18 protein-coding genes and 2 pseudogenes are annotated in these 21,052 nt (G+C 38.2%); 2 read left to right on the top strand and 18 right to left on the bottom strand.

All coding sequences use genetic code 11. The features are described from left to right. Positions 1–80 precede the first annotated feature (80 nt). The 9 genes and pseudogenes from dltD to APS80_RS00945 all read right to left on the bottom strand — a co-directional run bounded on the left by dltD (position 81) and on the right by APS80_RS00945 (position 7,540). On the bottom strand, positions 81–1,196 hold the full coding sequence (gene dltD, locus APS80_RS00985) for a D-alanyl-lipoteichoic acid biosynthesis protein DltD (protein WP_059106416.1): 1,116 nt from the start codon (positions 1,194–1,196) through the stop codon (positions 81–83). A 21-nt stretch (positions 1,197–1,217) separates the two neighbouring features. Beyond that, entirely contained in the window at positions 1,218–1,454 is a 237-nt protein-coding gene (dltC, locus tag APS80_RS00980; protein ID WP_059106415.1) for a D-alanine--poly(phosphoribitol) ligase subunit 2, read from the bottom strand. A 15-nt stretch (positions 1,455–1,469) separates the two neighbouring features. Continuing rightward, on the bottom strand, positions 1,470–2,684 hold the full coding sequence (dltB, locus tag APS80_RS00975; RefSeq protein WP_059106414.1) for a D-alanyl-lipoteichoic acid biosynthesis protein DltB: 1,215 nt from the start codon (positions 2,682–2,684) through the stop codon (positions 1,470–1,472). After that, on the bottom strand, positions 2,681–4,144 hold the full coding sequence (dltA, locus tag APS80_RS00970; RefSeq protein WP_059106413.1) for a D-alanine--poly(phosphoribitol) ligase subunit DltA: 1,464 nt from the start codon (positions 4,142–4,144) through the stop codon (positions 2,681–2,683). The genes dltB and dltA overlap by 4 nt, the downstream gene beginning before the upstream one ends. 14 nt (positions 4,145–4,158) lie before the next feature. Beyond that, complete coding sequence (locus APS80_RS00965; RefSeq protein WP_059106412.1) at positions 4,159–4,299, bottom strand: teichoic acid D-Ala incorporation-associated protein DltX; 141 nt, start codon at positions 4,297–4,299, stop codon at positions 4,159–4,161. A gap of 254 nt (positions 4,300–4,553) precedes the next feature. Then, positions 4,554–4,960: pseudogene (locus APS80_RS00960) on the bottom strand (YjdF family protein). A gap of 387 nt (positions 4,961–5,347) precedes the next feature. Then, positions 5,348–6,319: a 2-hydroxyacid dehydrogenase gene (locus APS80_RS00955; protein WP_225309966.1), complete on the bottom strand. Its 972-nt coding sequence runs from the start codon at positions 6,317–6,319 to the stop codon at positions 5,348–5,350. Positions 6,320–6,322: 3 nt separating this feature from the next. Further along, positions 6,323–7,102: a TIGR01457 family HAD-type hydrolase gene (locus APS80_RS00950; RefSeq protein WP_059106411.1), complete on the bottom strand. Its 780-nt coding sequence runs from the start codon at positions 7,100–7,102 to the stop codon at positions 6,323–6,325. Positions 7,103–7,108: 6 nt separating this feature from the next. Continuing rightward, positions 7,109–7,540, bottom strand: coding sequence for a DUF86 domain-containing protein (locus APS80_RS00945; RefSeq protein ID WP_059106410.1), 432 nt, complete (start codon positions 7,538–7,540; stop codon positions 7,109–7,111). A gap of 145 nt (positions 7,541–7,685) precedes the next feature. Here APS80_RS00945 and APS80_RS00940 point away from each other — a divergent pair, with 145 nt between their 5' ends. Further along, positions 7,686–7,952, top strand: a complete 267-nt coding sequence (locus APS80_RS00940) for a DUF3055 domain-containing protein (protein WP_059106409.1) — start codon at positions 7,686–7,688, stop codon at positions 7,950–7,952. 130 nt (positions 7,953–8,082) lie between these two features. Here the strand turns inward: APS80_RS00940 and APS80_RS00935 are convergent, their stop codons facing one another. From APS80_RS00935 to APS80_RS00915, 5 genes are all read right to left on the bottom strand, one after another. Further along, complete coding sequence (locus APS80_RS00935; RefSeq protein ID WP_059106635.1) at positions 8,083–8,466, bottom strand: YutD family protein; 384 nt, start codon at positions 8,464–8,466, stop codon at positions 8,083–8,085. A 112-nt stretch (positions 8,467–8,578) separates the two neighbouring features. Next, complete coding sequence (gene lipA / locus APS80_RS00930; RefSeq protein WP_059106408.1) at positions 8,579–9,502, bottom strand: lipoyl synthase; 924 nt, start codon at positions 9,500–9,502, stop codon at positions 8,579–8,581. An 82-nt stretch (positions 9,503–9,584) separates the two neighbouring features. Next, positions 9,585–10,904: a bifunctional metallophosphatase/5'-nucleotidase gene (locus APS80_RS00925; RefSeq protein ID WP_059106407.1), complete on the bottom strand. Its 1,320-nt coding sequence runs from the start codon at positions 10,902–10,904 to the stop codon at positions 9,585–9,587. An 18-nt stretch (positions 10,905–10,922) separates the two neighbouring features. Next, positions 10,923–11,747 carry a sulfite exporter TauE/SafE family protein gene (locus APS80_RS00920; protein ID WP_059106406.1) on the bottom strand — a complete coding sequence of 275 codons (825 nt, stop codon included), beginning with the start codon at positions 11,745–11,747 and terminating at the stop codon, positions 10,923–10,925. A 13-nt stretch (positions 11,748–11,760) separates the two neighbouring features. Continuing rightward, entirely contained in the window at positions 11,761–12,609 is an 849-nt protein-coding gene (locus APS80_RS00915) for a DUF72 domain-containing protein (protein ID WP_059106405.1), read from the bottom strand. A 155-nt stretch (positions 12,610–12,764) separates the two neighbouring features. Between APS80_RS00915 and APS80_RS00910 the strand changes: the two are divergent. Next, a pseudogene (locus APS80_RS00910) lies at positions 12,765–14,612 on the top strand (purple acid phosphatase family protein). 250 nt (positions 14,613–14,862) lie between these two features. Here the strand turns inward: APS80_RS00910 and APS80_RS00905 are convergent. The 4 genes from APS80_RS00905 to APS80_RS00890 all read right to left on the bottom strand — a co-directional run bounded on the left by APS80_RS00905 (position 14,863) and on the right by APS80_RS00890 (position 20,724). Then, complete coding sequence (locus APS80_RS00905; protein ID WP_059106404.1) at positions 14,863–15,903, bottom strand: hemolysin family protein; 1,041 nt, start codon at positions 15,901–15,903, stop codon at positions 14,863–14,865. Between the two features lie 106 nt (positions 15,904–16,009). After that, the gene (locus tag APS80_RS00900) at positions 16,010–16,393 is read right to left on the bottom strand and encodes a Na-translocating system protein MpsC family protein (RefSeq protein WP_059106403.1); all 384 of its coding nucleotides are present in this window, start codon (positions 16,391–16,393) and stop codon (positions 16,010–16,012) included. Between the two features lie 238 nt (positions 16,394–16,631). Further along, entirely contained in the window at positions 16,632–19,199 is a 2,568-nt protein-coding gene (locus APS80_RS00895; RefSeq protein WP_059106402.1) for a DUF2309 domain-containing protein, read from the bottom strand. Further along, on the bottom strand, positions 19,189–20,724 hold the full coding sequence (locus APS80_RS00890; RefSeq protein WP_059106401.1) for an NADH dehydrogenase subunit 5: 1,536 nt from the start codon (positions 20,722–20,724) through the stop codon (positions 19,189–19,191). Before APS80_RS00890 ends, APS80_RS00895 begins: the two co-directional genes overlap by 11 nt. Positions 20,725–21,052 lie beyond the last annotated feature (328 nt).

Raw genomic sequence — 21,052 nt, 5'->3', positions numbered from 1 at the left:
CAGCACTCGCTAGCGTCATGGTACGATCGCTATTGAGCGCTGTTTTTATTTAATCATTTTTATAAAGTGAAACAAGTTGGCTATTTCACGTGTTGGTCTAAATATTCATTAATATAGACCCAACCTTTCCATCCTACATGGACGGCATCCGCAATAACATAATCCTCATAGTCTTTATCTGTCATATCATAAAGTTCGCCACCATTGTCAGTCACGGTTTGATTGATCTTTTGATAAATCTGCTCTCTCCGCTCTTGCTTAATTCCAATATGATCATACCACTTGCCATTGGATGGCAGACTGACATACGTTACATCAGCCCCCGCTTCTTTTAATGTACGAACGAGTAATTCCAAATCTTTAAATTCTGGAGAGTTCTCCTTAAACTCATAATCACGGTTAATCTTCCGTTTATGACTTTTAATCAATTTCCAATATTCATCTCGGATGCCAAACGCATTCGATGCCGAATGTTTTTGTCCATATTGAATCGCTGCTTGTTTCATCTTAGACCAATCCGCATTCGCATTGGCCACACCGTCCGCTTGAAGCAGTTCACTCTTGTTAAAATGTAATAACGACTTGATCGCTTCAATTTTTTTCAACTGTTCACTATAAAACGATGTTAAATAATTCGTATGAGGTTCCGCCTTTTGTTGTGCGATAGCTTTTAAAAATGGACGATTCTCCACATGCTTAAACTGTTGTAGTCGCTCTGCATACGCTTGCTTTAACGGCTGACTTAATTTTTTCTGTTTAAATAACTGATTGATTTGTGCTTTAGAAATCCGCGCGTCAAAATTCTCTTTTGTTAGCCCATGTTCTGTAAACCATTGTGGGGAAATGATAAATACTAATTTTTTACCTTTTAACTTATCATACTGAGCGCCTAATTCGACCGCATTCACGAGATCTGTTGATCCACCAGTACCCACTAAAAACGGCGTAGGCTTAAATGATTTACGCGTGTTTAAAATGAGTCCAGGATGAAACGGATCGACCTTCCCTAGTTCACTTGAGCCATAAATCGGTAAAAATTGCTTTGACTGCATCATATAATCTTGGTTTAATGTGCCTTTTAAGACTGTGTCTGTGAGTGCTAACCGTTGTGACATAACGGCATTTTCATTCACTAAACTAGAAAATAAACGTGCAGGCAATAATAAAAATATGCCAAACAGTAGTACACTGATAATAAGGGGTAAAAAATCTTTTCATCATCTTAATGTTTCAAGTACCGCTACGATTTGATTAGGTGTAGCCCACTCATCTCTATCAAAGTCCATGATTGAAACATCAATACCCAATTGGTTCTGAATCTCTAATAACAATCCTACTGTCTGAAACGAATCAATGATGCCCTCTTCAAATAATAAGATATCTGGATTCGAAATGACGATATCGTTTTCTGCAACTGATGCTAATAAATTAAGTACTTCTTCTCTAAATGACATGTCTGTTTCTCCTTATTAAATTAAATTTCCAGAAAAAATCAAAAATCCGAACGCAACAAAATGAAATGTAACGACAATGCTTAAGAGATTCGTAAATTGATTTTTCCATCTAGGTGGATGTTGTTTTCTCCACCGTTCATAAAATCCGTAAACAATAAACAACATAGCGTGGTACAAACCATATAAAATGTAGAACCATTCCAATCCATGCCACACACCCATGATGAAAAAGTTAATTAAAAATGCGATATTCGACATTGCTAATTGACTTTTCAACAACCTTTTCTTCGACATGAAGAAAAGCGCACGCATGTAGACACAATCCCTAAACCAAAACGACAACGACATATGCCAGCGATTCCAGAAATCTTTAATGTTACGCGCTTTAAACGGTTGGTTAAAGTTCGGTGGCGTTTGTATCCCCATCACATAACTGAAGGCAATCGCAAACAAGCTATAGCCAGCAAAATCAAAGAATAAATAGAAACTATAAGCATACATGTAGAGCCATTTCGAACCCCATTCACTCAGTTGTGGTAATAAAGGTTGAACAGCATACTGGTTGATTAAATAAGCGATGATATATTTATACAAGAACCCCATCATCAATAAGTGAGATGCCTTTTGTAATAGCGCAATATAACCGTCACGGGGTAATACTTTGCTTTCATCTTTCACGAAACGTTTATAACGATCAATCGGCCCTGCTGAAATGGTTGGGAAAAACGTAATAAACTGCAATACGTTCCCAGCTTTCACTTCTTTAATCGAACCATCTCTAATTTCCATTAACAGTTGTACGCTCTTAAAGGTAATATAAGAAATCCCCAAGAAACCGATGGCTTGGATAAGCTTAATCTCGTGGAATTGAACACGATACTCGCCTAACCACGAACTCTGCCAAACTTTAACGATGATTAACGGTAAAATGGATAAGAAAATAACCATGAAAAATTTACCAAATGTATTAGAACGTTGGCGTGATTTCCAATAATACATAATAATCGCTAATTGCCAAATCTTATAAATTATAAAATTTAACAACTGATAACTCACATAACGATTGCCCCATAAATTAAATTCATCTGAGGCAAAAATAAGCACCAATAAAATGACCGTTATGATGCCATTATAAAGTTTACTCCGTTTCCCGAAACATCCCATAATAATGACAGGTAAGAGTAAAATACCGGCTATGAAAAAGAACGTAAAATTACTATAAGGAATCATCGTGTCACAACCTCAGCTATCGCTTTGCGATCCACTTTTCCATTTGGAGTCATCGGAAGTTGTGCTAAAGTAACAAACTTTTTCGGTATCATATATTCAGGTAACACTGATTTGAGTTGTAATTTCGTCTCTTGAATCACCGCTTGCTCAGATAGTTGTTCTGTTAATGTTGAATTCAATACAACTGCTGCTGAAAGCGAAGTGACTTTATCTCCTCTATAGATAGGAACGACCACCGTTGATTCAATATACGGTGTTTGTCTGAGCTTCGTTTCTATTTCTTCAAGCTCCATTCGATAACCATTCAGTTTAACTTGAAAGTCTAGTCTACCGTGGATGAACCATAGGCCATCTTTAAATTGTGCTTTGTCACCTGTATAGTAGACTCTTTCTTCACCAGTCGTATCAAAGACTTCATTCGTCTTATCGGGATTTTGAAGATAACCATAACTCACACTATTACCTGTAATTGTAAGCTCGTCTTCTTCCGTTAAGTTAAGCTCTGCGCCCTTTCTTGATATGCCCACAGGTAAACTACTATATTGATCTAATAGCGCCTGCGTCACTTTCACATAGGTCACGGCTACAGTTGCTTCTGTAGGCCCGTATGTATTGTAGACGGTCGCATTTGGAAAACGTTGAACGAGTTGTTGCGCTGTGCGATGCGTTAAAATTTCTCCGCAGAAGAACAAGCGATGTAAACTTGGATAATGCGTTTCAGTTAGCTGTGGTAACAGTAAACACATTTCCATAAATGAAGGTGTAGATACCCATACATCGATTGGATGTTGTTCTAACATATCGCTCAATTCTTTTGGTTTATGAATCATTGTTTTATCGACTAAATTCAATGTGCCTGCAGACATTAATGCTGGATAAATCGCCATGACAGACAAATCGAATGAAAACGGAGCCTGATTGAGCCATTGTTGCTGCATTTCAGAGTCGTTTAACTCAACCATCCATTGCGTAAACTCAAGTAAGCTTGAATAGCTAATTTGCACCCCTTTAGGTTCACCGGTAGAACCTGAAGTAAAGATCGTATAGCAAATATCAGTTTGTGACATCTCAGCGATGGCTTCACTTGCCGCATCTTGATCAATTATCTCTGGCGTAAGGACCTCGCCTTGTTTGAATGAAATCGTGTCATTCGCCGTATTAAAAATATACTGTGGTTGTACCTTATCAAGAATACTATCAATTCGATTTATTGGAATGGAGGTATCTATTGGTACATAGCCACATCCTGCTTTAATCGCCGCAACCATTCCCACAATCATGTACGGAGACATATGTCCATATAGCACGACAGGTGCTTCTGTATCTCGTAACTTCGCAGCCAGTTGATTTGAATATTGACCCAATTGCGCATACGTTAACGTCTCATCACGGTGTCTGACAGCAATCACTTCAGGGCATTGTTGTTCATATTTAGTCAGTATTTCAATTAAATCTTTCACGCTAGCCTCCAAAATTAAAATTCATTATAAATAAAGTTATTTTGTGTATCACCTGAGCCATAAATGAGGTAGAGTGCGATAAATATGACTAAATAGAGCAACGTTAATAGTACCACTTTAACGCGTTGAAATTTCGTGTTGTTTGCTTCTATCATGTTTCACCTCTCGAGCACTTTCATTTTGCAAAGATTGATTATTTATGGAATAAATTAATTCAAAGGAATATAAATTATTCTATGGTATATTTCTGCGATATTGTCCTATGATATAATATCCTTTTATATTATACTCTAATTTATACATCCGTTCAATTATATTTATAATTTAATTGAACAACTTTTTATCCATGTCTAGACAACATCATTAACCCTTTAAAAACTGCGTCCACATTGATGCGTAACATGGCACATCAATGCCCTTTATGTTTTGCTTTCGCTTTTTGTTTTTTGATTGCCCTTTTTCTTTCTTTTTCCTTTTTAATCCTCTGTTTATTTTTCTTTTTAGCTTCTTTTTTCTTTAATTCTTGTTCTAGTTTCAACGCCTGTTGTGATTGTGTAGTCATGACTTTTTCTTTTTGTTCTTTAGCGACCTTTCGTTGTAAGCGTTTAGGGTTAATTCGTTTTACTGTAACTTTTTCTTAACCTTAACGCGACTCTGGTTTACTAAAACTAATAGTTTATTTTCAATAAATCGTAAGACGGTGTCGTCATCTGGTTCAGGGCCAAAGATATATTTTGAAAAGGTCACCTTGTTTTTAGTTCGATATTCTACTAATCCCACAAAGTACTGATCGTCATGAAATATCGTTAGTTTCATTACGCCCTCCTATATCATTTAGAAAAATATATACAAGACATTCAATGAATTGAAGATATACTTTAGTATTCTGAAAATTCAGTTTATATTCACTGTACTTTAATCACTGTTTTCTTTCAGCTTTGAGTCACACGGAGATTTAAAACTAGGTATTCCATTTGATTTACATCAAAATAAAATCAATTCATTGTAATGCTCTATTTTTGAAAACAATTATAATTTAATTATTTTTACATTGCAAGTTTGTATGTATATGATTCTTATAAAAATTATAATCTAAATTTTGCTAACTTAGAAGCGCATAAAAAAGTGTAAGTGAGATTAGAAAGCCACATCAATTTGGCTCTCACACATCACTTACACGAAGTTAAATGAATGTATTTAGTTTTATTTTACAGGCGTTAATGGTTCGTTATCTGACAAGACGGCTTCAATGTTATCGACACATAATTGAATCATCCGGTTACGTGTTTCTACCGATGCACTACCGATATGAGGTGTAATCACTACATTCGGATATTTAAGTAATGGATGATCCATTGCTATCGGTTCTTCTTGTAACACATCTAACCCACAACCCGCAATTTGTTGTTGGTCAATCGCTTCTATCAACGCCTCTTCATCTACGACAGCACCACGGCCGATATTAATAAAGATGGCATCTGATTTCATCATTGAAAATGCCTCACGGTTAAATTTGTGTCGTGTTTCATTCGTGAGTGGCGCCGTACATATGATAAAGTCACTTTCTTTAAGCAATGTTTCAAACGTCACGTAAAGTGTGCCATATGTTTGTTCGCTTTCTAAATGTCGAGAACGGTTGTGATACATGATGCTTGTGTTAAAGCCCTGTAGACGACGGGCTACACCTCTACCGATATCACCCATACCGAAAATACCAACGCGTGAATGGTGTAAATCCTTGCCGGCAAAGAGATAAGGCCCCCAACTTTGCCATTTTCCATCTTGCACGTAATGTTCAGATTCTACAATTCGGCGTGCCACTGTTAACATGAGCGTTACCCCTAATTCAGCAGTCGTTTCAGTCAACACATCCGGCGTATTCGTGATGACGATGTCGTGTGTTTGAGCACCTTCTACGTCAATGTTATCGTAACCAACCGCCATGTTCGCGACGACTTTTAACTGTGTTGCTGTTTCATAGACTTCTTCATCAATTTGCTCACTTAATGTGATAAAACAAGCTGCCGCATCTTTCACTTCTTCAAGAAATTGATCTCTCAGCATCGCTTCATACGTTTTATCCCACATCTTCACTTCACCGATCGTTTCTAGCTGATCGATAAAGGTTTGCGGTATCTTGCGCGTTACTAAAATTTTAGGTTTCGTCATAGCCATCCCCTACCCTTCTAATTCTGCTATCACTTCGTTTAAATCTTTAAATGTATATGTCGGTGGTACTTCTTTTTGTTCAATTTGTTCTTTTGTCGTTACTCCGGTTTGGACATGAATTGTATCCACACCGACGTTGATACCTGACATGATATCGGTATCATATAAATCGCCTACCATCGCTACATCAACTTTAGGTAATTGTAAGATATCAAGCGCTTTATCCATGATGATAGGTTCTGGTTTTCCGATAAACACTGGATCAACCCCAGTTGAAACAGATACTACACTTGTAATCGCACCATTACCAGGTAAGAAACCGCGTTCTTTCGGAATGGAAACATCTTTATTAGTAGAAATGAATTTCGCACCTTGGCGAACACCGAGTGTCGCTGTCGCTAACTTATCATATGTGACCGCTTCATCAAGACCGATCGTCACGTAATCGACATGTTCATCTTCTTTAATCGTCAATCCTTCATTTTTAATCGCATTACGTAAACCATCTCCGCCAATGACATAAACGGACGCACCACTATGTTCATTTGATATATATTCAGCAGTCGCCAACGCAGAAGTAACGATTTCATCGCTATACGCTGTGACACCTACATTTTTTAATTTTTCAACCACATCTTCAGGCTCTTTAGTTGAGTTATTTGTGACAAATAAATGAGGGATATCATGATTGTTTAAGTATTCAATAAATTGTGCTGCCCCATCTATCGGTTGACTTCCTTTATACATCGTTCCATCTAGATCAATAAGATATCCTTTATATTGTTTCATTTAAATCTATTCTCCCTTTTTACCAAAAGCTGTAATTGGTACATTTTCGTTTTTTAAAAAATAAACGACTTCATCTACGAAACGTTGATAATATGGCGTTGCTTCATCAAATAACGGTAAGACCTCATCGAGCGATAATCGATCATGATCATGTACGAACAATTTTCGCTTAGCAACCGTGCGATTGATGTAATGTTGTGTATCTGAAGAGATCACCTTCTCTAATGCCATGATATCGATCACATCTTGATAATTCCCAGGATCTCTGAGGATAAAACCATCGATGATCACGTTGCCGATGTCTACCGCTGTCTCAATCAACATCTGACCGATACGCTCTATAGCATATGTGTTGTCTTTATTTTTGGGGTAATCCTCAGTGAGTTGTCTTAAATAATTTAGTTTATATTCTAATTTTGCTTTATCAACAAAATACATCTCCCGCACCTCCACCACGGTCCAAGTGTATAAATATTATGCTTCACTTACATCATATCACAACTTTGAAGCACATGGGATTTCGGGTTATACTGTACCTATTCATTTTTAAAACGTTCGCCTAACGAAAGGAGTTACACGCACGATGATAGATATGTTTTTATATGATGATGAAGAGCCAGCACAAGTACAGTTCGTTGGTTTCGTGGGTGAAGAAAGTCGCTACGATCTCATGCTGATCCAAACAGATAGACATTACGGGAAAACCATAGTATTAAATATGCAGACGAATAAATTTGGTATTATTGGTACCGATGATTTAGAAGAAGAAGGTTATATCGCCTTTATACTCGGTGTTTCAGAGTCTGAAGGAGACGAAATTCAAGCCTATTTATCAGAAGTGATTCAATAAAATAAAGTATAAAAAGAGGCTGGCGCTGTTGCCATCCTTTTTAATGTGAAGATCTTATGAAATTTTGATGAGTGAGAGGCACGCTCCCATTCAGTACATCCAAAAAGCGACTTCATCTACCAGAACTTCCTTAAGAATGCGTTTGAATTGTCGGTTTGATTTTGACGTCTTTCAGTTTATCCTGTTCATCTATCTCGGGTTCTGATTCATCAGATTGGGTCATGCGAGACAATGCTCCACTTTCATCCAACCGTCTCAATACAAAATAAGCACAACCGAAATTACAATACTCTAAAATATAGTCTTGTATCGCGGAAAAACGTTTACCCGCTTCTACCTTCTTATTCGCATCTTTATAAAATCCTTTGAGACGCAATTGATCATATCCGATATCGCCAACGACAAAATCGTATTTATCTAAGATATCAGAATATCGGTTCGCAAATTGTTCCTCATCAAATGCATTGCGGTACTCACTCACCATTTCAAAATAACGGCCATCCGCTTGTATCATATGCAAATCACCTAAATCTTTCATTTTTTATTTCCATATTGAACCGAAGAAAGACTTAGTTGAAACGCCAGAGACACTCTCCTTCAACTAAGCCTGATCTTCACATTACTTATTAATTGTCTGAAGTGATTTGTTCTTCACCGAAAAGTTGTTTTCTTCTTGCTGCTGCGTTAACTTGTTCATCTGCGTGATAAGAACTACGTACTAATGGGCCTGCTTGACAGTGTTTAAATCCTTTTTCTAATGCGACTTTGCGCAGTTTACCGAATTCTAACGGTGTGTAGTATTTTTCCACTTTCAAGTGTTTACGTGTCGGTTGTAAATATTGACCAATCGTCAAGATATCGACGTCGTTAGCACGTAAATCGTCCATTGTTTCATAAATTTCTTCGTACGTTTCACCTAATCCTAACATGAAGCTAGATTTAGTAGGAATATCAGGTTGTAATTCTTTAGAACGTCTTAAGAATTCTAACGTTCTATCATAAGTTGCACGCGCACGTACTCTCGGTGTTAAACGTCTTACTGTTTCAATATTATGATTTAAGATATCAGGTCTTGAATCCATGAGTGTTTCTAATGCTTCATAGTCGCCACCCATATCTGATGGTAGGATTTCAATCGTTGTATAAGGGTTACGTTCACGTACTTTACGTACCGTTTCAGCGTACACATTAGAACCTTGGTCTCTTAAATCATCTCGCGCTACTGCAGTGATGACCACGTGTTTTAAGTTCATCAATTCGACTGATTCTGCTACACGTTCAGGTTCATTTAAGTCAAGTTCGTTCGGTAAACCTGTTTTAACAGCACAGAATCTACAAGCACGTGTACAAACTGCACCTAAAATCATAAATGTAGCAGTACGTCGAGACCCCCAGCATTCGTGTATGTTTGGACATTTTGCCTCTTCACACACGGTGTTTAAGTTTTTTTCTCTCATCATTTTCTTAAGGCCTGTGTAGTTCTCGTTAGTGTTAAGTTTGATTTTCAACCAATCTGGTTTACGTAAAATTTCTTCGTTTTTGGTAGCCATAACAACACATACCCTCCTGTTTAGTTGTCATTTCTTATTATAACGAAAAACGACATAAAAAGGAATGTATATAAGTAAACGTTCACAATTGTAATAATTTTTCTTTGAAAATATCTCTTAAAAATTCGGGTAACAGATATTCGATTGGTTGATTTTTCAACATTGGGAAGTAACGGCCAAAGGTATACATATCGACCGTGCCTAACGTATACGTCTCATCATCTTTGATTTCTTCACCATTAATGAAGTAACGTTGTTCAGACTCGATAAAGCCAAGATTATACAAGATATAACCGCCAAAGATATCGCCTCTAAACCCTAATCCTTGTGCGTGTTCATGCATATATTCTTGTTTTTGACTTTTATCAATAACAGCTTTGAGTACGTCGCCTGTTAATCGAATGCGCACTGCATTAATTGGATGTGGCAACATTTGATGGATATCGTATTCCGTTATTTCATCACTATAGATACTTTTAACTATCAAGCCCGCATTGATAATCGTCGCATCCGCTTGACTAAACTCATAAATACTTTCTGCTAATAAATAAGCCGTGCGTGTGATGACGTCTGTTTCTCTAGGCAAATAAGTCGGTTTCGATAACACAGACGTGTTCATCAATGTTTTTCCTTCTTCGTCAAAATGTGTTTCGACTTCAGGCAACGTCTCTAGCGGATGTAACATCGCAGTTTTATCAGTAACCTTTTTATCTTCGATCTCTAAAGTCACTTCACCCAAGTAATGTCCGTATTTTCCAGCAGCGGCCATCAACACACCATTATTTACCGCACCACGTTCAAAGTAGTGATGGGTATGGCTGCCTAAGATCACATCAATTTCAGGTAATTCCTGACACAATTGCTCATCAAAGAAGACACCCACATGACTTAGGACAATCAATACATCATAATCCCCTTCATGCGCGTGAACTTCATCTTTAATCGCTTCTAGCGGATCAGTGACAACCCAATCAAGTGCACGGTAAAACGGCGTAAACGGTGCAGTGGCTGCGACGAAAAGAATACGTGTATCTGCTACTTCTTTAATTAAGGATGACACAAAGCGATTTGGTAACTGACCTTGTTCGTCAAATACGTTCGCACATGTTACATCAAAATCAGCATCTTCATATAGTGCATTCAATGCGTCATGTGAAATCGTCATCCCTTCATTATTGCCGATCGTCACGAGGTCACATCCAGCTTCATTTAATAACGAAATATTCTTTTTACCTAAGGTTGCTTCGGTAACAGGTGTAGATAAATCGACATGATCTCCAATATCTAAGTAAAGAGAGGGATGATTTAATAAAGGTCTGTGCTCTGAAATATACTCAGTGATGCGTGCATATTCTGCAAGATGACTGTGTATATCATTCGTATGATAAATCGTTAACTTCATTCATATCCTCTCCTTATTTTATAGTAATGATTTGATAACTAAATACAATCCAAGTAGTAATAATACCGTTCTAAGCATAGTTACAACTGTATTTGACTTGAACTGTTGATTGACTTTCACTCCGATTTGAGCTCCGATAAAGCTTGAGATCATGAGCACGAGCGCATAACCCCAAGCTACATGGCCTTGGATAATATGACCAAAGGAACTCATTAAGCTTGAGAAGAAAATCATCATCATGCTTGTACCCACTGCCACATGGGGTGGGAAACGGAAGACGATTAACATGAGGGGTGTCATCAATGCCCCACCACCAATACCGAATAAGCCAGTGATCAATCCAATCACTAACGTTGTCGCAAAAGCGACGAATGGCGGCACATGATAATGATATGTATGACCTTCCGCATCAATATATGTTTTTTCGTATTTTTCTTTCGCAAAGTATTTAATCGGTTTTAATTTATTTCTGACTATGAGTAACGCTGCCACGAAGATGAGAAAGATACCGAAGTATAAATTAAAGGAATCGAGTGTTAAATAACGACTGATGAATGTCCCTATTAATGACCCAGGTAATAAACCAAATAGAAAGATAGAGCCATTCTTCACATCAACTTGTTTTGTTTTCAGATAGCCTAAAGTGGAGGACAACCCTGTCACAATTAAAATCACAGAGGAAGTCCCAATTGCAATCTGTGGCGTAATATCATTTAACAGATCGTGTTCGACACCTAAATAGAGGAGTGTAGGCACGATAATGATGCCCCCACCAATTCCTACGAGCGACCCTAAAATCGCTGATAAACCACCTATAAGCACTAATAATATAATCGTTAACATCGAAACAAACTCCTCAGAATAATTTTAATTGCTGTGGTGCTAAGCCCTCATAATCGATGCCTAATAGTCGTTGATATGTTTTCGCATTTTGTGCGGCATGTCCACCTGAATTATTGTTAAATACGACATAGACGTCTTTTGCTTTTTGATCTAGTACGCGTACTTTATTCACTAACTCCGTAAGTTCTTCTTCACTATAATCATATAAATAACGTACGTCTCGCCATGCTTGATCTGTCATATCTTGTTTCGTCCACCCTTGTTTATTCCGTCCATGATAACGTACAAAAGCCGTCGTATTCGTAATGCGATTCACAAACGGCACAGAACCTTGTCCGACTTGTGGCTCGTCACACACTGCATGAATGAGTTCATGTTGTGTGAGAAAACTCAACGTTTCTTCTTTAAAACGGTCATTAAACCATGATTGATGGCGAAATTCGATACAGACTGGAAAGTCTTTTAACTGTTCTCGCACGTAGCGAATATACGTAATATTTTTTACATTACAATCAAACCATGGTGGGAATTGTACTAAAACCATAGCCAACTTACCGGATGCAGCGAGTGGCTCTAACATATCTTTAAATTGTTTAAATAGCGCTGCTCTTGATTCTGCAAAGTCTTCCACTTCTGCGTGTAGGGTGAGCGCTTGATGGATCTTCACCACAAACTGAAAGCGATCCGGTGTTTGTTTTATCCAACTATTAATATTGCGTGCAGGTTGTACTGTATAATACGTGGCATCTAATTCTACGATGGGAAAATGACTCGCATACGTCTTGAGTTTGTCTGATTTGCGCTGTAGGTCTTCGTATAGCGTGTCGTGGTCGCCCCATCCTGTTAGTCCAATATTTATCATAGTATCACCATGTTTATGATACCATAGATAAATTTAAGGATTCACTTTAGACACGTTGATTTACATGGATTTAATAAAATTAATTCACTAAATTCACACTCGAGTTTTACAGTTATTTAACGTTCAATTGTTACGGTAAAAGTGCAATACATTATATGAGTGGAGGGTTCTCATTGAAAAACAAGCACCGTATCTTTACCGGTTTAGCTAGCGTAACGTTATTGCTCACTTTAGCACAAGGGACAAATACCGCACAGGCAAGCGGTGGTGGTGTAGCACCTGATCAAATGGAACAAGCGCAACCTCAAGCAACAGAACAAGCACAATCAAACGGCATCCAACTCACAAATCAAAAGCCTGAATTAGCGCCCGTACAAACGGAAAACGCACCAAGCCGTGTGACAACAAACTTCAAAGGTGATACAAAATCTGAAATGGGATTCAATTGGTTCACGACGGATAAATTTGACGACGCTAAAGTGTGGATTTCAGAAACAGGAGATTTCAGTGATGCACAAGTGTTTGACGCAAAAACTAAAAAAGTAGATTCTAAATATCTCGAACGCGATAAAAATGGCAACATTATTTTCGAAGATGTGAAAAAAGATGACGACGGTGAAATCATTAAAGACAAAAACGGCAACGAAACGATCAACGGTTATTACACAGATGCACAAGCGTCTGGTCCGCAATGGACTGCAGGAGACATTCATGGTAAAGCGAATCTAACAAAACAAAAAGAATACAACTACAAAGCTCAAGCTAAGGGCTTAAAACCAAACACAAATTATTATTTTTATGTGGGTAGTGAAAGTGGTCCGAAAAGTGAAGTCGGACAATTCAAAACATCTGGCAATAATGGGGACTCATTCAAATTCATCCAATACGCTGATACACAAAATGCTTATTGGAATGAAAATGTGCGCGATGAAGCATTATTTGGAGCTGATACCTTAAACCAAGCGATCAATACTGCTGGAAATGCTGATTTCGTCGTCCATTCAGGTGACGTCGTAGAACATGCGGAAGTTGAAGATGAATGGAAAGATTTATATGATCGTTCTCGCCCTTCATTTATGAAGATGGCTATGGCTCCCGTCCCTGGTAACCATGATGAATATGCGTTAGATGAAGATGATGATAAATTACTAGGTAGCTTCAATGATCACTTCAATGTACCCAAAGCCAATAATGCGATGAACGGTGGTTCTTATTATTCATTCGATTACAATGGTGCACATATGGTCGTTGCGAATACCAATGATAATAAAAAAGGCAAAGATAATCCTGAAGGAAAAGCACTCGGTAAAGACCAAATGGAATGGATTAAAAAAGACATCAAACAAGCAAGAGAAAATGGTGCCAATTGGATTATCTTCAATCTTCACAAACCCATGTACGCACACTCATTCTACTTCATGTTTGATGACGAAATTAAAAAAGTTCATAAAGAACTCGTGAAACAACTTGATGAATTAGACGTTGACTTAGTACTCCAAGGTCACGACCACGTGCTGTCACGTTCAAAAGTTTTACAATATAGTAATACGAAAAATAGTTTCGCCGATGCTAAAGTAGAAGATGCTAAACAAGTCACAGGTGATGATGGGGTCACATATTATGACAATCCAAAAGGCTCTGTTTACGTCATTCCTAACATGGGTGGTACAAAAGCCATCGCAGACCTCGGCGGCAGATCTTTAGAAGAAATTAAACACTTCAGACCTGAATTCAAAGACTTAACTCAAAAACAACTCGATCATTTCCACAGTTTATTCGAAATTGCTGATCAACCACAAAAAACAGATGCATTTGACATTCAACATACGAAAAACAGTGACCACGTCAATAACCGTGATTCATCTGATCAAAACTATGCAGTGTATGAAGTAGATGAGGACGAACTGAAAGTTAAAATTTATTAATTACATGGTGACATTGCGCAAGGCGAACCACGCCGCCAAGAACTCATCGACGAATTTGGTATTAAAAAAGATAAATAAACGATCATCATTAGGATACATTAAAAGTTCGACACAAATTCACCTTCTTGAATCATCACATAAATAAGCCCGCTACAAAGATTTCTGACTTTGTAGCGGGCTTTTCTTATATATTTAGTATTGTTTTAAAAAGGAGTACTTTTAAATAGATTAGCAAGAAGAATATATGCGAAACGAGAGCGCCTCAATGAGTCTCTCCCAACAACTCAATCGCTCTACTATTTCCCGGGAAATGTGCACGCCCTAATTCTTACGATTGCTTTCTTGCTTTACGTAAATCGCTGCGTGCGGAAACGTTAGATTCGAGTTTGCGTTGTTCTTCTTCATCCATTTCGTCTTCGATTTCCATGCCTAACATTTCTTCAATTAAGTCTTCGTGAGACACAATCGCATCAGTACCACCGTATTCATCGAGAACGATTGCGAGATGTTTACGTGTGCTTGTCATTTTTCTAAGCACCCATTCTGCACGGTTATGTTCATTCACAAACAATGGTTCAGACATGTATTTTTCAATATTGTTTTGCTGTTCACGACTCCAAGCAAGTAAGTATTTAGAGTGGAATACACCGATGACGTTATCAATATCACCTTCATAAACCGGATAACGCGTATAAGGATGTGAGATAACCGTATCATATACCTCTTCATAATCAGCTTCATTTGAAAAGGCAATCACGTTGATACGTGGTGTCGTATTCACATCTGTCACTTTCAACGTATCGAAGTTCATGACACCTTGTAGACGACTGCGTTCACGCTCGTTGAATGCACCTTCACTACCTGCAATTGTCACCATTTGACGGATTTCTTCTTTAGAATAACGTTGCTTTTGTTCTTGACCTCCAGAAAGTAACTTATTAATACCATCTGTAATCGCATTTAAAATTTTCGTAAATGGTTTGAAAATAATAATGAAAAATCGGATTGGTGTATAAACAAGATAAGCAATACGATCCGGATATGTCGCTGCCACTGATTTCGGTATAACTTCTGAAATAATTAAAATTGTGACTGTGGTAATCGCTGACGCTACACCAACACTCAAGCCTAAATCAACCGCCATCACTGTTACGAGGGTTGGTAAAATGATATTCGCGATATTATTACCAATCAACACCGTTGTGATGAATTCGCTTGGTTTACTTAATAAGTTTGATAATTTCTGTGCTTTTTTATTTCCTTGTTGTGCTGCGGTGTGTATCTTCATCTTATTCGCAGCCGTTAATGCCGTTTCGCTACCCGAGAAAAATAGCGAGGCAAATAACAATATCAATATTGCAATAATCATTAAAATATAGCCCCTTTTTATAACAAATACAAAATATAATCTAACATTTCCAATTCATTCAAAGCGTCGTGGGCCCATCTATCGACCCACTATTTAAAATAGTCATTTATGCTTTATTGTGCGCTGTTTCAAATTGATTTTCAATATTTTCGTTTAACTTAAACACGATCAAACGTTCACCCGTACGTGAGCTAATGTCCGTGTGAAAGCTTTTAACTGTCGTGCCAGTGATTTCAGCAATCATTTCATATAATTGGGAAACACCGGATTCGACCAGCGTAGAACGTGTCCGTTTAATCGACAATAGTCCTTCCTGTGTCTGAGAAACCGCATATTCCGCGGCTGTGAGTATGCCTTGCAAATCCACGATAATCATATCTCTCAAGATATCCGTTTTCACAGAAATGGAACCTCGTCCGAGATATTCCTTTTCCCATTTCGTGATCGCTTTACTGATTTCCGCTTCACACGATCCTTTAGTTTGATGCATGCAAATCTACCTTTCTCTATCTTCAATCAGTTTTTATGGAACACTGTTTTTTACAACATATAGTTGTTGTCTACCCTATCTATTCACATCATAGACACAAATGTGATAGATACTCTTATATATTATCACTTGCTACTTTTAATGGCTACTCCCATCAAACACACAACTTTTTCTATCTTATGAGTTATTTACGCCTGTTCAGATTGAAAATGAGACCTCTGATTCTAACACAGCCTGATCACCAATGATGCCAATCCATCACTTCGTCGATTGAAGCGAGTTTGATCCATCCATGTTCTACTTTTTGGGTAAAATCACTGTTGCTTTCTAATAAATGTGAAATATAATGTGTCGGTGCTTGAACGACGACGAGCAATCGGATCGGTGAATGGTACATGATATCATCTGATTGCATGACAGATTGCCAAGGTAAACCTGTCATTAAATCACTCCCGTTGCCTTGCATTAATCCTATCCCTGAAGTGACAGTCTGTGTCGTTTTATTTCCGCTACCAAAGTAATGTGGCGCAACCGTAGAAGCATAATATTGTAAGTTGATCCATTGTGCTACTGTTGCTGGTCCCGAAATAATATCATTCAACAGGGAACCATCTGGATCTTGTCGCCAGTCATAATTATGTAAAAATGACCGCCCTTCTAAATTACAGTTCGTGGTTAACTCTCGACGTCCAATGATAATGGATGCATTGTGCGCTAAGCCCCATTCTGGACGTATTTCACTCCAATCATAAGCACGTCGAAACGCTTCGTTTTTACTCTGTTTCTCTTGTGATGTACCTAACCGTAAACGACGTACTTCGGTACTCACTTGTGGCATAACCAAATTTATCTTCTCGTAAGCCGCTTTTGCGCGTTCCGGTAATTCAGGAACCTCGAGCCATTCTAATGTATCCGTCGTTGTCTGATGTTGAGCCGCTGCAAATACAGTTTCATCGGGAATATGAATCGCTGCTTGTACTTTTAACCGTTCTCTCACTTTATTTTTATTACATAATTGTGCGAGCACTTTCGCATTAAAACCACTCGCCTGTCCACCACAAGCACCACAATCTAAAGATGCAGCATAAGGATTATTCGTACTTTGACTCCCATGACCACATAACACAACGAGCGGCGCAAAATGATCGGTTATGCCCATTAATTTCAACCCTTGCGCAACATAATACACTTGTTCATCTAGCGTTAAACCCACCGGCAGATGATGTTCTTTATCGTGATGAGAATAATCTAAGGTTAAATATGTGGTAGGTTTGTGCAGCCATTTCGATGAGGCTTTCTCTATCAGTTGACCTATTTTGCGAGGCACAAAACTACGCGTTGCGGTTTGCATCGTTAACCAAGGTCCACTTAATTCTGGTAATAACAGACTCGGCATGACATTTTGTTTCATATTTTTAAAGGTATACCGAAGCGTCCCAATCACACCTTTTCGTTGTTGATAGTGAGCCGCTTTTTCATCATCGGCATAACTTTCAATTCTATGTTGTGGCCGTTTCATCACAGGAAGTGAATCGTGTGCATGATGACTGCCTAGTTCACAGGTTTGAATCGGTAAGCCGAAAAAGCCTGCCACACCAATGGTTTCAAAAGGACCTGCGAATTCAAGTTGTCGTCTAAACTGTTCGGATCTGACATCTATACAAAAAGCGAGCTGTGCATCGACGCGATTCGATTCATCACGTTCAATAGGTTCCGTTAACAATTGAGATTGCAACTGAGCTTCGTACGTTGCTTCCCAAGCTTCTAACAAGATGATTTTTCTTGTTTGTTCATCAAATTGCAACGCAAACTGAATATAACGATGTTGTGCATAGATGGATAATTGTTGCCATGAGGCTTTAGTCAAACCACCCGTTAAAATCCAATTATTAACATACTTTCTTATCATTTCTTCTGAAATTGTTTGACGTGATGGGCTTGAAACTGGAAGTACATCAGCTAAAAATGCCCATTCTAATGAAATTCGTATCGCCAAATAATCCAAGAGTAACGGTGTCTCCACGTCTGTGTGTTCTTGTTGCCAACGCAGCATACCTGCCCAGCCATTCAGTTCCAGCAAATGCCCTTCTAGATAACTTTGAACTTCTGACATTGGTATTGCTAAGGTCGATAAGCTTTGTAAGAGTGCCGTTTCAGATTGTGAAGGCAATGATTTTAAGCGCTGACGTTGAACTTTCGGTAACGCTGGATCATGGACTACAAGATGTCTCCACGCTTTATAAAAACCTTGTTCACGCATGGGTAATGTCCAAGAAGAACGTGCACGGTCCAAAAATAGTTTACACCATTTCATCATATGGTAATTGACCGTATCGCTAAGTGGATACCCATTATTATCCAACACGTCATGACTTAAAGGTATGGTATGATCAGTGACCCTCTGTTCATTTTCGTTGAATAAACGCTGATCAATGTGTACCGCCTCATCTAAATGAACTTCATCTGAAGGTTTATAATCGTATGTTATCAAATGATGACAATAGTGTTGAGCACCGTCAGGATCTTGCTCAAATGGATGTTGCGACATCCACTGAGTGACACCCTGTTCAACCATTGCATCATCTATTTCCCCTCTTTGGTATGCTTGTTGAAACATTTCTGTAGATGGAAGGGTTTCGACACCATGAGCACTAGACCAACGAGACACCGACTCGAAGGTTTCATTTTCCAACTCTGCCCACGGAGAACGTGCTGCAAACTGAGATGTAGGAGAGAGCGGGACGATCACACGTGACGCTTTCTTAACTAAATCTTTGATATCCATATGCTTTAAATCATGATTCATCTTTTTTCTCTCCTCTCAATAGTTGATATTTTAAATAATGCGGATGCGCTTCCACTGTTTTCATATGTGGTTCACCGAGATGGATTAACCATAAGTAAAGTATCGCAAAGGCTTTAGAGGATGGATGTTGTGCTAAACGTGTCGTCACGATACTTCCTAACATGAGTGCACCGATAATGCAGATTACTACAAGGAGTGGTGGTTGTGTATCTCCAGTGACGCCACCACTTAACCATCCTTCAAAGACATGATGGACAAAGAGATAAACGGCACCCACAATGATTAACGCACATAATCCTGCAACACGTGCAATCGCACCTTGACCTAACGCTACTAATTGTGTCCAAGCTACAGAAAGTGACCATCCGAGAATAATAGCGCTAATTAATTGATAATTACCTAATGATGTCGTGAACCAATAGATGATGGCAATATCCACAGCAAGCGCCCTACCAGCGATAATCCAACTATACGTTGTTCGTTTGTTCATTTGTGAAGACGCTTCAAAATGGCGTAAAGCAGACCCAGATTTTAAAAATAATGTCGCTTTAAAGATACCATGTAAAATGAGGTGAATGATTGCGGCACTGTAAGCGCCTAATCCACATTGCACAAGCATAAAGCCCATTTGTGAGATTGTCGAACCAACCATTTGACGTTTGTAATCGACATGCACTAAGTTAATGCCTGAGCCAATTAATACTGACATCGTCGCGAACAATAACAATAAGACGGTTGCGATATCTCCACCGTTAAACAATGTTGAAAATCGCGTTAAGATGATACCACCTGCATTGACGATTCCGGCATGCATAATCGCTGAAACTGGTGTCGGCGCGAGCACAGATTCGATTAACCATCGTTGGAATGGCCACTGTGCAGCTGGAATTAATACACCTAATACAATGAGTAGTAAGATAAGTTGCAGCAACCATACATTCATATTTTGAGAATCGACATAAGCTAACACTGAAGTTATTTGCCATGTATCAGTTGAAATATGTAATAAGATCATTGCGATAAGTAGCGCGAACCAAGCGATGAAAAATAAAGATGTTGTGACTTTCCCCGCTTCTTTTGTTACATGCCAACGTTGATTTAGTTGTAATAATCGCGTGAGGCAAAACAGTGTAAGTCCCCAGCAGACAATAAAGACCCTCATATCGTTACTCATCCAAGCTAATGAAGCAATCACTGTCATAAAAGTAAAAAGCACAAAGTATTTTTTATAGTTGCGATCCCCTTTCAAATAATTGAACGAAAAACGCTGTAAAATAAGCCCAATGAATAATACAAAACTCGCTAATAACCACGCCAATGGGTCTAGCTGCCAATATTCAGTAATTACAGGACGTTCAGTTGAAAACAAACCCACTACCGCTATAATCGGAGGCAACGCAAGTAGCCAAAGATGAACTTTTATATAATTTCTAGACGTTATGGGTAAAATTAATATTAAACTACTTAAGATACAAAGACCTAAAGCAGCTAAAAATAACATGAATAACAGCTGAATCGATATCACTAAAACGATGCTCCTTTATCACATAAAAAAACCGACAATAAGCAACACCACGTCATGGAGACGCAAGTGTTGTATTGTCGGCTTCAAGATGAACTACTCCTACTTTAGAGCGCTCATTTGCTACCTATGTATGTATTTAATAAACATGATTCATATTCATCTTTTTCGTATTATCAATTTTTCATTAACGCAACGCTAAAGCATGAATCCGTTTTTGACTGCAATATGATTAATATACAGCACTTCAGTAGTGCTGTCAAAGTTAACATTAATCTCTTCGCAATAGAACAAAGAAAATGATGTTTCACAATTTAACACCTTATAGAGA

The organism is Staphylococcus auricularis, assembly GCF_001500315.1.
Taxonomy (GTDB): Bacteria; Bacillota; Bacilli; order Staphylococcales; family Staphylococcaceae; genus Staphylococcus; species Staphylococcus auricularis.
Note: the sequence above shows the minus strand (reverse complement) of the source record. Positions and strands in the feature narration are given on the sequence as shown.